Below are 13017 nucleotides of genomic sequence, written 5' to 3' on the forward strand. Positions count from 1 at the left end.
CTAAATGAATATCCATCCATTAAACTGGTTGAAGTTGCGGGGCGCCATTTGCGCGATTCTATTCATTTCTCCGCTTCTTGCCGCATGCTCGAAACCACTGCCTGTCAGCATCCATGGCGTGAACTACACAGTGGAGCCGTTTAGTTACGTTCTCACTGATCCAAAAGATCCCAAGAACACTGGCGGCGGCGAGTTAATCGATTCGTACGCCGCTGGGGGGACGATGTGCTGCTACGAGTTGCCACGCAAATGGCAGCCCGGGATCAAAGTGTCGGTCCGGATCGCCCATTGGGAGGGCAAGTTGGCCGACGACAGCTTGCACCAGATAGTCTCGACGCATTTGGTAGAAGTCCCGCGCTATGCGAATGGTAAACCAGGCGAACTTTGGGTGCTTCGAACTGCGAACGGCGGAGTTGACTTGGTGTCGAGCGACTTTCAGCCAGATCATGCGCAATGGCCCGGCAAGGTGAAGGGGTGGCCGGTTCCTTCCCTAGCATACCAACGGCAGCGATGGGACCTCTATATCCACCACGAAAAGGGTGGAGTTAAGCTATTTACGCAGATGTTGAAAGAACTGAGTAAGACGCCCGACCTCCGAGCCGCGGACGATTGGAACTATGCAATGCGCGCAGATAAGAAGTCGATAGAAGGTTTTCAGGGGCCAACCGATTTCAGATACCGTGAGAAGCTCAGGCTAGAATTCGAGGAAGGATTGAAGAACAGTCGTGACCGGCTTGAACGCCTCGAAAAGGGCCGGCCATGAGTACCGTTCTGTGCCCCATCGTGCCCACGTCATTTAACAAAGCAGAGGTCTTTGACGATTTCTTCGAGACTTCAGAGGGACGTAAAATCCGCGGATTAGAAGACCGAGAGCAACCAAAGCTAGGCGTGCCAGGCCAGTCGTGCTCAACGAATCTATTTTTTGGCTTTTTTTTCGATGGCACCAAAAATAATTACGTGCTGGCAGAGAAGGGGCTGAACCACTCGAACGTCGCGCGCTTGTACGACTGTTACCCCGGCCTTAGCGTCCCCGGCGTGCTACCGGCAAGCACCGACTGGAAGTATAAACCCTCGAACTATACTCATTTCTTTAAGACGTACATTCCGGGCGTGTCGACACCGTTTAAGGAAATTAACGACAGTGGAGAAGGCTTCGAAGGGCAGCAGGGCGCGGCAATGGGATTCCGTGGCGAGGCGCGGATAGTATGGGCACTCATCCAAGCCATTAATAAGGTGCATCGCTATTTCCACAAATCACCGCTGGTTTCGGCGGCAGAAACGGAAAAGCTGACCATGTCGATGGACTTGACCGCCCGACGGCGTCGTGCATTGGGGAAAAAATCTATTTTTCCCAATGCGCGCGAGAAAGAGGACGGAAAGACGCGCGAAGAGTTTGAAAAAATACTGCGCCGTCTACATGGTGCGGTTTCCCAGCACTGGCCGGACAAGAAGACCGGCCGACCGAGCAAGATAGACCCAGGCATCGTGCAGACGATCCACGTTTCAATATTTGGCTTTTCGCGCGGGGCCACACAAGCTCGTGCCTTCGCAAATTGGTTGACTGAACTGTGCAGACTCGACGCAAATATGGCTCGACGGGGTGATACGGTATCGCTGGGCGGCTTCAAGCTCGAGATTGACTTCCTTGGATTGTTCGACACTGTTGCATCCGTCGGTGCCGGCAACACGTTCGGAAATAGCTGGCTTGGAAGAATGTTCGACGGTCACGGAACCTGGGCCGATAGTGAAGGGAACCTGCGCATTCCGGAGGGTATTCGATGTGTTCATTTGGTAGCAGCACACGAGGTGCGGCGCAGTTTTCCGCTAGACTCGATCTGTGTTGGCAACGTCGCGCCGGCTAATTCTCAAGAAATTGTTTTCCCTGGGGTGCACTCCGACCTTGGTTGCGGATACAGCCCGTGTGAACAAGGTCGCGGCATTGACCGAACAGGTTCCGATATGCTCGCTCGCATTCCGCTACTGTTCATGTACAAGGAAGCCCGGGCGGCCGGCGTGCCGTTGAAACTCGAGTTTGCAAGTGAAGCGGCGAAGGAACGATTTCAGACCACCCCAGCAGCAATTGCTGCGCTAAACGCCTACCTCGCACAATCTCCAACCAAGACAGGCACATTAACAGCGATCATGCGCGAACAAGCACGGCTCCATATTCAGTGGCGCATGGCTCGTCGCGCGACTGGCAAGCAGCCGATTGAATCGACTCGAAGTTTTGCTCGCGCCAGCACATTCGATCAGAATGACCTGCATAGCTCTAATCTAGAGTTTGAAAAGGAGATCGCAGCATTTGAGACTTGGCTAGCACACAAAGGCAAAGGTTTCGTGCCGAAGGAACAAGCAGCTGGGTTCAATAACGAACACGAGAGTGAGTGGGAAGAGATCGCCAGATGGTGGGCTAAAGCACCGCCTCCTTCATCGGCTGTGCTCAACTTCTTCGACGAGTTCGTCCATGATTCGCGCGCATGGTTCAAGCTGATTCCGGGCAACCCCGACAATGAGGCAGCGATGCATAGTTTGCTGAGAAAGCAGGTGGCAACGCTTCAAGCCAACCGCGAACGCAACCTATATCTGGAAACTATGTATCGAGAAAATCATAAGGCGCTGGTTCGACTCGGTATTCGATCGAAGGAGGCTGGCGCACCAAAGTACCAGCCGCAGCCACTTGGTTTTTCTGAGCTGCAAATCCAGGCACTCGATGAATATGCTCGTTCGGCCAAAATTCCACGTATGTTGACAGAAGGGCGCGAACCGTTCGATATCGGCGGCATTGCCGGTCGGGCTGGCTATCTGCGGTTCCGTAAAGTCTACGGTGGGCGCGACAGCGTGCTCATCTCGCAGGCCGGAGAAGCACCTCATCGCAAACAAGTTGCCTGACTTCAGTCGCACGCACCGAAAAAAACGCCGGGGCAAGCCCGGCGTTGTTGACTGCGGCGTGCGCGCACTTTACGCCGCCTCGCGCACCGGGAACATTTCCTTGTCGTCGTCGATGTGGGTCGGATGCTTCAGCTCGCGCTCGAGGCGGTCGTGGTCGAGCTCCTTTTCCCACTTCGACACGACGATGGTCGCCACGCCGTTGCCGATGAAGTTGGTCAGTGCGCGCGCTTCGCTCATGAAGCGGTCGATGCCGAGGATCAGCGCCATGCCCGCTACCGGTACGCCAGGCACCACCGCCAGCGTCGCCGCCAGCGTGACGAAGCCGGCGCCGGTGATGCCGGAGGCGCCTTTCGATGTCAGCATGGCCACGCCGAGAATGGTCAGCTGCTGGCCGAACGTCAGGTCGGTATTGGTTGCCTGCGCGACGAACAGTGCCGCCATCGTCATGTAAATGTTGGTGCCGTCCAGGTTGAACGAATAGCCGGTCGGCACGACCAGGCCGACCACCGACTTCGAACAGCCCAGCTTTTCAAGCTTGCGTATCAAGGCGGGCAACGCGCTTTCCGACGAGCTGGTGCCGAGCACGATCAACAGTTCTTCCTTGATGTACGAAATGAAACGGAAGATCGAGAAGCCGGTGAACCAGGCGATCGTTCCGAGGACGATGAAGATGAACAGCGCGCAGGTCAGGTAGAACGAACCCATCAGCTTGGCCAGCGGCAGCAGCGAGGCGATGCCGAATTTGCCGATGGTAAAGGCCATCGCGCCGAATGCGCCGATCGGGGCAGCTTTCATGATGATGCCGACCACGCCGAAAATCGCATGCGACAGGTCATCGATGAATTTGGTGATCGGCTTGCCGCGGTGGCCGAGGCTCGACAACGCCACGCCGAACAGGATCGCGATCAGCAGCACCTGCAGGATGTCGCCCTTGGCGAACGCGTCGACAAAGGTGTTCGGGATGATGTTGAGCAGGAAGTCGACCGTGCTCTGCGACTGTGCCTTGTTGGTGTATTCGGCAATGGACTTGGTGTCGAGCGTGGCCGGGTCGGCGTTGAAACCGTCGCCCGGACGCACGACGTTGGCGACGACCAGGCCGATTGCCAGCGCGATGGTCGACACGACTTCGAAATACACCAGCGCCTTGCCGCCGACCCGGCCAACCTTCTTCATGTCCTGCATGCCGGCGATGCCCGCCACGACGGTGCAGAAAATGACTGGCGCGATGATCATCTTGATCAGCTTGATGAAGCCGTCGCCGAGCGGCTTCATGGCCACGCCGAGCTGTGGATAAAAAATGCCGAGCAGGATGCCGAGCACGATGGCGAACAGAACCTGAACGTACAGAATTTTATAGAAGGGTTTTTTCATGGCGTCTCGCAAGGCTGATGTCGGGGATGCATGCATGATTGCCGAATCTGCCAGCACCTTCCATTGTGGATTTCCACACCAATCAAAAAGGCAATTTATTCCCATCTCATAGGGCGTGTGAAAAAGCGCCACACGATACGAATAACAGTTGTTATATTTGAATCGGCAAAATATACTCAGCGCTAATAAGTATTAACCATGTGCATCTTTCGCTTTGACACGGAAGGCGCGTGATGCTCTGCTTCCATAAGAACTTGCGAACCGATCTATGACCCGACACCTGCATGAGCCAGCCAACGCGCTGCTGTACCGCGCGCTCGACCTGCCGTCCGACCAACGCCAGCAGTTCATCGCGGATGCATGCGAGGGCGACACCGAGCTGCTCGCGCTGGTCAAAACGCTGCTGGCGCGCATCGAGGAACTCGACGAATTCATCGAGTCGCCGCTAAACGTGCTGGCCGTTTCGCCGGCGATGCAGCCGGCTGCGCCGCAGTTGGCAGAGCCTGCGGCGCCGCTGCAAGCTGAAACGCCGCCGGCTGCGCAGTTCAGCGCGCCGGCCATCACGCCCGACGCTGCACAGAGCGCCATAGATCGTGAGCCGGTCGAGCCTGCAGTCGCCGTGCCTGAGCGCGGCATGTGGCAGCGCCATCCGTTGGGGATGAGCACGGCCGCGGTGTGCGCTTGCGCGCTGGTACTCGTCACGTCCGCCGCGCTGTGGCATGCACGCCAGTCCGACCTGGCGCGCGCGACCGCCGAGCAGCGCGTGCAGACACCTGGCAAACCGATGCGTGGCGCGCAGTTCGACGGCAGCGCCGCGCTCGACAAGATTCCTGTTGCCGCGCGCGAGCGCTTCGTCAACACCGCGCAGGCGTATCAAAGCCAGCTGGCCGAAGTTCGGCGCGCCGGCGGCGACCTCGACGGCGCGCTGCAGGCAGCGCAAGTATCGCTCGGGTTCACCGAGCAGCAGGCGAGGGCGCATCCGGAAGAGGTGCGCTGGCGCGTCCAGCTCGCCGCCGTGCATGGCCAGATCGGCACCATCCTCGTCGAACAGGGCCGCACCGCCGACGGGCTGGCCGAGTTGCGCAAGGCGCTGGCGTTGCGGCAGGAGATTTCCACCAGGGACGCCGGCAACGAACAGCTGGCGCGCGAGGTTGCCGATGCCAACGCGGCGATCGGCAACGCCTTGATGGCGACGATGGACAACGCCGCCGCCGAGCCGGCATTCGCCGCGGCGCGCGCCACCTATGCGGCGCAACTGCGCAACTCGCCGGGCGATGCTACGCTGCAAGCCGGCCTGATCGACCTGGAGCTGGCGCGCGCCAACGTGCAGAACCTGCAGCGCCACGGGCGCGACGCGGTGGCCACGCTGGCCTCGCTAAAGGCGCTGGCGCGCGACGCCAGCAAGGCTGGCGCCGATCCGTTCCTGGCGGTGCGGGTGGCCTTGCTCGACGCCCATATCCAGCCGCGCGGCACGCCGGCCCAGGCGTATGCCGCAGGCCAGCAGGCCTTGTCCGAACTGCTCAAGCAGACCGAGAAGGATCCGCTCGACACGGCGCGACTGCGCGAGAGTGCGATCGCATGGCAGACCACCGGCGAGATTGGCCTGCGCGCCGGCCAGACCGAGTCCGCCTGCCGCTATCTGGGCCTGGCAGTGAAACGCTACGAGGAGCTGGAAAAATCGAAGCGCCTGAATGCGATCGACAAATTGCGGCTGGGGCAGGTACAGGCGCAGCGCAAGGCTTGCGGTTAGCTTCCTTGCGCTTGCTGCTCGTTTCTTTGTACTAAGGTTCGCGGCTGGAGATTGCTGTCACGAGCCATCCCCAGCTGCAAGGCGGTTTCAAGTCGAATGCTGCCATCCGCTTGGTGGACACGTCGACGAACTCCAAAGCGCCATCGATCGCCTCGCTGGTCCGGGCTGTCGTTTTGAGCAGCTGATCGATCATTCCCAACAATGCATCCTCGTCTTCCGGGTGGAATGACTCTGCAGCCGGACGAAGGAATTCACCCATGGACAGGCCTGCATCGTCGGCAAGCTTGGCGATCCTTTCTTTCTCCTGACTGGTGACCAGGACAGGAATCTCTTCTGTTGCGGTTGCCATTTTCATCCCCCCCTTCAAAAGGCGTGCATGCACTTCACACGACCAGTTTACGTGAATCGGAGCGCAGTTCAATCGAGCTTCGACACCGGACGTTGAGATTCCTTAAGCAAGCCTTGTGATCACAGGTGTTGCAGCTTCTCGATCAGCTGGTCGACCAGCATGATCTGGTGGAAGTCGTGCGCTGTCCCCTCGAGCCTGGCGTGGACCTCGGCGGCGCTGGCAAAAGGGGCTGCGATCGCGGCGTAACGCTGCTGCAGCAGCGGCTCGTTGGATATCTCCAGGAAGCGCAAGTGCGTGTACAGGTGAATCAGATCCTTCGTGTGATGGGTGCCGATACTGGTGCCGCCGATGTGATAGACGCTGCCGGCGCCGTCCGCTTCGAGCTGCGTCACGCCGAGTCCGTCCGCGTAGGCGAGCGCCAGCAGCACATGCAGCGTGTCGTAGAACACGTGATAACTCTTCATCGTGGCGCCGTCGCGCAGGCCGATGCCGGCCAGCCGGCTGCGCGCCGGCTCCGGCACCTGCCGGTACGGCTGGGCGCCGACGCCGTATTGCGCCATCAGCCGCTTGAACACGTCGATGCGCAAGTACAGGAAATGCGTCAACGCATAGGTCCAGCGGCCGTCGCTGCTGGCGTCCTTGTACAAACACAGCAGGAAATCGTCGTCGTCGAAACGCAGCTGCTGCAGGATCGCGCGGTCGAACACGTACAGATCGTGGTCGAGCACGCCGAAGTCATGCTCGCTGTGTTGCACCAGCAGGTTGATCATCGCGCCGTGGTTCACGCTCGAGTTCGGCAGGGACGCCACGCGCATTTGCGGCATCGCCGGAAAACGCGCGCGCAGCAAGTCCGCCTCCCAGCGGCGCGCGCCGTTGAGCAGCAGCACCACGCGCAGGTCCGCCGCCACCAGGCGCAGGCACGGCAGCAGGAAGTGCAGCGTCTGCGGCATGACGATAACGTAGAAGATGCCGTCCAGCGAACCCGGCTGGCTGGCGAGGAAACGGCGAAAGCGCGCCGGCGTCACCCAGCGCTGCAGCACGCCGTCGTTGACCGCGTACGCCAGCTTGCGGTACGCGCGCAAACCGACCGCCTGCGGGATGCGCCGCAGCAGCACGTCCCAGTGCGAGTGGCCGCGCTCGCTCAGGCGCTGGTACAGCAGCCGCGCCGCGCGCGCGTTGGCGCGAAGTTGCGTCAGCAAGCCCATTGTTATGGCCGGCGGTAGATGGTTCCGCATTTCATGACGAAGCCGACGTTGCGCACCGCGATGATATCGCCCGCCAGGGCGGGAAATGCAAATTGGGACAGGATCCGCATCGGGGTATTCCAGTAGATTGTAAGGAGGCAATCATATAGGAAGGCGCGCGCGGACGGAGTGTGACTTTTCGCGCATTTTGAGACCGGGCCGCCTGCTAGAATCGGTCTGTTGCCATTTGTCGAAAGAACCACGTGCGTCCACTTCACCACGCCTTGCTCGCCGCCGCCTTCGTTGCCGCTCCAGCGTGCGCGGCCGACCTGACCAGCTACTTCCCCGCTAGCGGCGCGGCGCAGTTTTTGGTGGCCAATTTCGACCTGGCGTCGATTCGCAGTTCGTTCGGCCCGCGTCGAACGCTCGAGCAGCGCACGTTTGCGTCGCTCGGGCTGGTGCCGACCAAGGTGACGCAAGACGAAATCGAGTTCGATGGCGCGGACTGGTTGTACAGCCTGAAGGTGCTGCGCCGCGGCGACCTCAACGGCGACGGCATCGAGGACCTGGAAGTGTGCTTCGTCGACAAGGCGAAGGGAGCGAGCTACAACAGTCAGCAGGCGTTGCTGGTGACGCGCTATTCCGACAGTTCGCTGGCGGTGGCGTTGCGGTTCGCGGTGACCGGCTGCGAAACCTTCGCCAACTAGAAATGCAACGAGCAGCACTCATCAGCCGCCGGACCTGACGCACCCGAAGTGGCCGGCTGCAACACCGCCGCAAATTTTTCTACGTCATCCCAGCATGCGCGAGCATGACGGTTTGGCGGGCGGGGGCGGTTTTTGCGTCGCATAGCCGCGGGCATTTACTACGCTGCCCAGCGGCTTGTGGTTACTGCGCTGCCCAGCCGCCGTCCATGTTCCAGGCCACGCCGCGCACCTGGTTGCCGGCCGGGCTACAGAAAAACACCGCCAGCGCGCCGAGTTCCTCGGGCGTCACGAACTCGCCCGACGGCTGCTTCTCCGCCAGCAAGGCCTTCTTGGCGACGTCGTTACTGGTGCCTTCGCGCGCGGCGCGGTCGTCGACCTGCTTTTGCACCAGCGGCGTCAGCACCCAGCCAGGGCAGATCGCGTTGCACGTCACGCCGGTCTGCGCCGTCTCCAGCGCGGTGACCTTGGTGAAGCCGACCAGGCCGTGCTTGGCGGCGACATACGCCGACTTCTGCGCCGAACCGACCAGCCCGTGCACCGACGCCAGGTTGATGATGCGGCCCCAGTTCTTCTGCTTCATGCCAGGCAGCGCCAGGCGCGTGGTGTGAAACGCCGATGTCAGGTTGATGGCGATGATCGCATCCCACTTTTCAGCAGGGAAGTCTTCGATGTTGGCCACATGCTGGATGCCGGCATTGTTGACCAGCACATCGACGCCGCCGAACTTTTCGGTGGCGAACGCCATCATCGCCGCGATTTCGGCCGGCTTCGACATGTCGGCATTGTGATACGCGGTCTGCACCCCAAAATGCTCGCCGACCTCGGTGTAGAGCTTTTCGATCTGCTGCGCGTCGCCGAAACCGTTGAAGACGATGTTGGCGCCCTGTTCGGCCAGCGAACGGGCAATGCCAAGGCCGATGCCGGAGGTCGATCCGGTGACGAGTGCTGTCTTACCGCTTAACATGCTGCTTTTCATTGTTTCCTCTATGAAAAAATGGAGATGGCGAAGGTGGGCAGCACGACAGGCTACACTTGCCCAAGATTTTAATCGCAACGACCGGTAAAATGTCGGTTGTAGACAAAATTGAAGCATCGCGTTGAATCTGGGAGCCGGCATGACCGCAGCAAGAATCAAATCCGTTCAGTGCATTTCGCCCGCCGGGCTGCACCATATGGCCTACAAGGAGTGGGGGGCGCCCGACAATCCGCGCGTGCTGGTGTGCGTGCACGGCGTCACCCGCGTCGGCGACGACTTCGACGCGCTGGCGCAGGCGCTGTCCGACCATTACCGCGTGGTGTGCCCCGACGTGGTCGGGCGCGGCCGCTCGGGCAAGCTCGGCAACCCGCAGCTGTACCAGATCCCGCAGTACGTCAGCGACATGGTCACGCTGGTCGCGCGCGTCACCGCCCACTCCGACGACCAGGCCCAGGTCGACTGGTTCGGCACCTCGATGGGCGGACTGATCGGCATGGCGCTGGCGTCGCTGCCGGACAATCCAATCGGCAAGCTCGTTCTCAACGACATCGGCCCGACGCTCGACCCGGCGGCGCTGCAGCGCATCGGCGACTATATCGGCCAGGATCTGCGCTTTGCCAGCTTTGACGAAGGCGCCGCCTTCGTGCGCGAGGTGTCGGCGTCGTTCGGCAACCATACCGACGAACAATGGCACAAGCTGGCCGCCGACGTGCTGCGCGAAGGCGGCGACGGCCAGTGGGTGCGCCACTACGACATGGGCCTGGCCGTGCCGCTGCGCGGCGCCACCGCCGACAAGGCCAAGGCCGACGAAGCGGTCCTGTGGGCCGCCTACGACGCGATCCGCTGCCCGACCTTGCTGGTGCGCGGCGCCAATTCGGACCTGCTGTCGCGCGCGACGGCCGAGCAGATGCTCAAGCGCGGACCGCACCCGCAACTGGTCGAAATCGCCGACACCGGCCACGCGCCAACCTTCATCCACGCTGACCAGATTGCGATCGCACGCAAGTTCCTGGTCGGCTAAAACAACAAAGGCTTTTGAATACCATGGAAATTACCCGACTGCACGTAGGCAAGCGATTGTCCGAAGTGGCGATCCACAACGCAACTGTGTACCTGGCCGGCCAGATCGCCGACGACACCACCGCCGACATCGGCGGCCAGACGCGCGAAGTGCTGGCCCACGTCGACCGCTTGCTGGCCGAGGCCGGCAGCGACAAGAGCTGCATCTTGATGTGCCAGATCTACATCGCCGACATGGCCGATTTTCCCGGCATGAACGACGTGTGGGATGAATGGGTGCCAAGCGGCCACACGCCGCCGCGCGCGACAGTCGAAGCGAAGCTGGCCAATCCGGCCTGCCTGGTCGAAATCGTCGTCACCGCGGCATTGCGCTGAATCCCCCATGGTAGCAATTGCCGCGCTGGGCAGCGCAACAGCTGAACTCGTACAGGGCCTCGGACCCGAGGACGCCGCGCGCGTACAGGCGGCGCTGGCCTACGCCAGCGATGCCTACCAGGACAGCGTGTGCAGCTCCGGCCAGGGCGCGCTCGAATTCTCGGTCGGCGTCGCCAGCACCCTGGCGTTTCTGCGCAGCGACGCCGAAACCCGCATTGCCGGCCTGCTGTTCGAGCTGGCGGTGATCGATCCGGCCGCCGCCGGCGGGCTGGAAACGCGCTTCGGCAAGGAAGCGACCGACCTCGTCACCGGCGTGCGGCAACTGATCCGCCTGCGCGACATGACGGTGGGCCACCAGGTCGCCGGCCCGCAGACCGGCCGGCTTGCCAAGGGCGCCGCCCAGCAGGCGGTGGCCCAGGTCGAAACCTTGCGCAAGATGCTGCTGGCCATGGCCACCGACATGCGCGTGGTGCTGGTGCGGCTGGCCTCGTGCGTGACGACCTTGCGCTACTTTGCCGAACTGCGGCTATTTAACGAAATGACCCGCGCCTACGGGCGCGAGACGATGGACCTGTACGCGCCGCTGGCCAACCGGCTCGGCATCTGGCAACTGAAGTGGGAGCTGGAAGACCTGTCGTTTCGCTTCCTGGAGCCGGAAACGTACCGCCGCATTGCCAAGATGCTGGAAGAAAAGCGCATGATGCGCGAAGGCTTCGTGCAGTCGGCCATCACGCGGCTGGAAAACGAACTGGCCGCGGCCGGCATCAAGGCCGAGGTATTCGGCCGGCCCAAGCACATCTACAGTATCTGGAACAAGATGCGCGGCAAGGAGCTCGACTTTACCGAGCTGTACGACGTGCGCGCATTCCGCGTGATTGTCGAGGACGACCGCACCTGCTACGCGGTGCTCGGCCTGGTGCACAACATCTGGACGCCGATCCCGAAAGAATTCGACGACTACATCTCGCGGCCGAAGCCGAACGGCTACCAGTCGCTGCACACGGTGGTTACCGCCGACGACGGCCGGCCGCTCGAGGTGCAGATCCGTACCCAGGAAATGCACAATTTTGCCGAGTACGGCATCGCCGCGCACTGGCGCTACAAGGAAGAGGGCGGCTCTAACTTCAAAGGCCAGAAGTACGACGAGAAGATCGCCTGGCTGCGCCAGCTGCTGGCGTGGAAGACCGACGTGGCCGACGCCGTCGTCGGGCAGGACGAAATCCAGCGCGAGTGGGTCGAAAAGCTCAAGTCGGCGACCCTGGACGACCGCATTTTCGTGCTGACGCCGCAGGCGCGGGTGCTCGAGTTGCCGGTCGGCGCCACGCCGATCGACTTCGCTTATCACCTGCACAGCGAAGTTGGCCATCGCTGCCGCGGCGCCCGCGTCGACGGTGTGATGGTGCCGCTCAACACGGCGCTGCGCAATGGACAGACGGTGGAAATCATCACCGCCAAGGGCGCGCCTGGCAGCGCCGGTCCGTCGCGCGACTGGCTCAGCCCGGAGTACACGGTCAGCACGCGCACGCGCGCCAAGGTGCGCGCCTGGTTCCATGCGATCGACCTCGAAGAAACGCTGGCGCACGGCCGCGCCCTGGTGGAAAAATCGCTGCAGCGCGAAGGCAAGACCGCGGTCAACCTGGAAACGCTGGCGCACAAGCTCGGCTTCTCCAAGGTCGACGATCTGTTCGTGTCGGTCGGCAAGGAAGAATTCAGCCTGCGCCATGTCGAGCAGGCGCTGCACGATACCGGCGAAGTGGTGGTGCCGGACGACGAGGTGGTGCTCGGCAAGAGCCGCGCCTCGAGCGTCGAGTCTGGCGCCAAGTCGGGCGTGCTGGTGGTTGGCACCGAAGGGCTGATGACGGCGCTGGCCAAGTGTTGCCGGCCGGCGCCGCCCGACGGCATCGTCGGCTTCGTCACGCGCGGCAAGGGCGTGTCGATCCACCGCGCCAACTGCAAGAACTTTGCCGAGATGCGCACCAAGGCGCCGGAGCGGGTCATCCACACGGACTGGGGGCGGGCAGGGCAGGATACGGTGTATCCGGTCGACCTGTTCATCCTCGCCGGCGACCGTCAGGGCTTGCTGCGCGATATCTCCGAGGTGTTCTCGCGCGAGAAAATCAACGTGATCGGCGTCAATACGGCGACCACGAAGGGGCAGGCCCGCATGACGTTTACGGCGGAGATAAGTTCCACCGCGCAGCTGCAGAAGGCGCTGCTGGCCATCGGCGAAGTCACCGGCGTGCAGGAAGCGCGCCGGCATTGACCCTCGAACGGCCGGGGTCAGGTCTGACATTCGGGCATTTCAACGACAAAATGTCCGAATGTCAGACCTGACCCCTGGGTTATCATTCGGGCATGCGCGCCAATTCCTTTCTTTATTCCAAACCGAGCCAATG

Annotated in this window: 11 protein-coding genes; 7 read left to right on the plus strand and 4 right to left on the minus strand. The window is 61.7% G+C overall.

All coding sequences use genetic code 11. The annotated features are described in order from the left end of the window. Positions 1-4 precede the first annotated feature (4 nt). Both CR105_RS07040 and CR105_RS07045 read left to right on the plus strand, forming a co-directional pair. A complete protein-coding gene (locus tag CR105_RS07040) occupies positions 5-763 on the plus strand; it encodes a DUF3304 domain-containing protein (protein WP_099787719.1) in 759 nt (252 codons plus the stop codon). Then, positions 760-2889, plus strand: coding sequence for a T6SS phospholipase effector Tle1-like catalytic domain-containing protein (locus CR105_RS07045; protein WP_099787720.1), 2130 nt, complete (start codon positions 760-762; stop codon positions 2887-2889). The genes CR105_RS07040 and CR105_RS07045 overlap by 4 nt, the downstream gene beginning before the upstream one ends. 69 nt (positions 2890-2958) lie before the next feature. Here CR105_RS07045 and CR105_RS07050 read toward each other — a convergent pair whose 3' ends face one another. Further along, positions 2959-4260, minus strand: a complete 1302-nt coding sequence (locus CR105_RS07050; RefSeq protein WP_099787721.1) for a dicarboxylate/amino acid:cation symporter — start codon at positions 4258-4260, stop codon at positions 2959-2961. 268 nt (positions 4261-4528) lie between these two features. Between CR105_RS07050 and CR105_RS07055 the strand changes: the two genes are divergently transcribed. Beyond that, positions 4529-6010 carry a hypothetical protein gene (locus CR105_RS07055; protein WP_099787722.1) on the plus strand — a complete coding sequence of 494 codons (1482 nt, stop codon included), beginning with the start codon at positions 4529-4531 and terminating at the stop codon, positions 6008-6010. Positions 6011-6041: 31 nt separating this feature from the next. On the opposite strand, the gene CR105_RS07060 is transcribed toward CR105_RS07055, so the two are convergent. Beyond that, positions 6042-6365 carry a hypothetical protein gene (locus tag CR105_RS07060; protein WP_218968671.1) on the minus strand — a complete coding sequence of 108 codons (324 nt, stop codon included), beginning with the start codon at positions 6363-6365 and terminating at the stop codon, positions 6042-6044. Between the two features lie 113 nt (positions 6366-6478). Beyond that, entirely contained in the window at positions 6479-7558 is a 1080-nt protein-coding gene (locus tag CR105_RS07065; protein WP_131021647.1) for a hypothetical protein, read from the minus strand. Between the two features lie 248 nt (positions 7559-7806). Between CR105_RS07065 and CR105_RS07070 the strand changes: the two genes are divergently transcribed. Next, positions 7807-8250 (plus strand): hypothetical protein, encoded by a 444-nt coding sequence (locus tag CR105_RS07070; RefSeq protein WP_131021648.1) that lies wholly within the window; start codon positions 7807-7809, stop codon positions 8248-8250. A gap of 181 nt (positions 8251-8431) precedes the next feature. Here the strand turns inward: CR105_RS07070 and CR105_RS07075 are convergent, their stop codons facing one another. After that, positions 8432-9214, minus strand: coding sequence for a 3-hydroxybutyrate dehydrogenase (locus tag CR105_RS07075; protein WP_229413698.1), 783 nt, complete (start codon positions 9212-9214; stop codon positions 8432-8434). A 151-nt stretch (positions 9215-9365) separates the two neighbouring features. On the opposite strand from CR105_RS07075, the gene CR105_RS07080 reads away from it, so the two are divergent. Genes CR105_RS07080 through CR105_RS07090 form a run of 3 tightly spaced genes read left to right on the plus strand, consistent with a single transcriptional unit; the run spans position 9366 to position 12884 of the window. Further along, positions 9366-10247 (plus strand): alpha/beta fold hydrolase, encoded by an 882-nt coding sequence (locus tag CR105_RS07080; protein WP_099787726.1) that lies wholly within the window; start codon positions 9366-9368, stop codon positions 10245-10247. A 23-nt stretch (positions 10248-10270) separates the two neighbouring features. Then, positions 10271-10621, plus strand: a complete 351-nt coding sequence (locus tag CR105_RS07085; RefSeq protein ID WP_099787727.1) for a RidA family protein — start codon at positions 10271-10273, stop codon at positions 10619-10621. A 7-nt stretch (positions 10622-10628) separates the two neighbouring features. Then, positions 10629-12884, plus strand: a complete 2256-nt coding sequence (locus CR105_RS07090) for a RelA/SpoT family protein (protein WP_099787728.1) — start codon at positions 10629-10631, stop codon at positions 12882-12884. The last annotated feature ends 133 nt before the right edge of the window (positions 12885-13017 follow it).

The organism is Massilia eurypsychrophila (assembly GCF_002760655.1).
In the GTDB taxonomy this organism is placed as follows: Bacteria; Pseudomonadota; Gammaproteobacteria; order Burkholderiales; family Burkholderiaceae_D; genus JAFCUW01.

Bases quoted from the DNA above. Each gene is read 5' to 3' on its own strand.
- CR105_RS07045 (WP_099787720.1), top strand. From the start codon at position 760: ATGAGTACCGTTCTGTGCCCCATCGTGCCCACGTCATTTAACAAAGCA.
- CR105_RS07080 (WP_099787726.1), top strand. From the start codon at position 9,366: ATGACCGCAGCAAGAATCAAATCCGTTCAGTGCATTTCGCCCGCCGGG.
- CR105_RS07055 (WP_099787722.1), top strand. From the start codon at position 4,529: ATGACCCGACACCTGCATGAGCCAGCCAACGCGCTGCTGTACCGCGCG.
- CR105_RS07060 (WP_218968671.1), bottom strand. From the start codon at position 6,365: ATGAAAATGGCAACCGCAACAGAAGAGATTCCTGTCCTGGTCACCAGT.
- CR105_RS07050 (WP_099787721.1), bottom strand. From the start codon at position 4,260: ATGAAAAAACCCTTCTATAAAATTCTGTACGTTCAGGTTCTGTTCGCC.
- CR105_RS07040 (WP_099787719.1), top strand. From the start codon at position 5: ATGAATATCCATCCATTAAACTGGTTGAAGTTGCGGGGCGCCATTTGC.
- CR105_RS07085 (WP_099787727.1), top strand. From the start codon at position 10,271: ATGGAAATTACCCGACTGCACGTAGGCAAGCGATTGTCCGAAGTGGCG.
- CR105_RS07090 (WP_099787728.1), top strand. From the start codon at position 10,629: ATGGTAGCAATTGCCGCGCTGGGCAGCGCAACAGCTGAACTCGTACAG.
- CR105_RS07075 (WP_229413698.1), bottom strand. From the start codon at position 9,214: ATGTTAAGCGGTAAGACAGCACTCGTCACCGGATCGACCTCCGGCATC.